This is a genomic window from Mitsuaria sp. TWR114 (assembly GCF_007997345.1).
The window spans coordinates 1-879 of record NZ_VOSR01000608.1 but is presented as its reverse complement, the minus strand read 5'-3'; the positions used below and the strand labels follow the sequence as shown (position 1 = coordinate 879).

Here is an 879-nt window from a genome sequence, read left to right as displayed (position 1 = left end):
CCAGCGTCAGGCAGAAGTAATGGCGCACCTGGTCCTTGGTGTTGAGCTTCTGCTCGATCAGGTCGCGCGGGCCGGCGGTCTCGCTGTCGAGGTTGCGCTTGTAGCGCTCGTCGTTCTCGCCGGCGGTGCGCTCGATCAGGTTGCGGTGCGACTTCGAATGGGCCTGGATGTCCATCAGCCCCGAGGCCTGCATCTCCGCCAGCTGCGGCCAGCTGACCGCGTCGCCGCCGGCGCCGACGAAATCGGTGTAGACGAACATCGTCGCGGGCAGGCCCAGCTTGCGCAGCACCGGGTAGGCGAACTTGTAGACCGACTCGTAGCCGTCGTCGAAGGTGACGACCACCGCCTTGGGCGGCAGCGGCTCCTTGCCCTCGAGGTAGCCGGTCAGCTGCGAGAGCTTGACGACGCGGTAGTCGTTCTTCGCCAGCCATTCCATCTGGGCGGCGAAGCTGGCCGGGGAGACGGCCATCTTGCCGCCGGTCGTGCCCAGGCGGTGGTAGCAGAGGATGGGGACGGTCTGGAAGCTGCCAGCGCGCACGCCCACCGGGTTCATCGGCTTGAGCGGGACGATCAGCGGCTGGCCGGGATCGGCCTTGGTGACGCCGGCGTTGGCCTCGCTGATCTGCCAGTCGCGGTCCTCGCTGCCCAGCAGCCGGGCGGCGATGCCGCGCAGGGATTCGCCGGCGACGGGGACGTAGATCAACAGCCGGTCATTGCGGGCGATGACCTCGCCGTGGGCGGCGGTCGCGGCGGGCGGCGGGGTCGGCGCGGGCTCGTTCAGCGGCGGCGTGCCGGTGGGGGTGGTGACGCAGGCGGTCAGGGCCAGTGCGGCGAGGATAGCGGCGATGGCGGACGGCATCGGCCGCTGCCCTCACCCCT

The 879-nt window shown here is 70.2% G+C and carries 1 protein-coding gene; it reads right to left on the bottom strand.

Annotation, left to right across the window (positions count from 1 at the left end):
* Nucleotides 1-859 (bottom strand): polysaccharide deacetylase family protein (locus FUT87_RS20575; RefSeq protein ID WP_147242223.1); only part of this gene is annotated, 859 nt, incomplete at its 3' end.
* Nucleotides 860-879 lie beyond the last annotated feature (20 nt).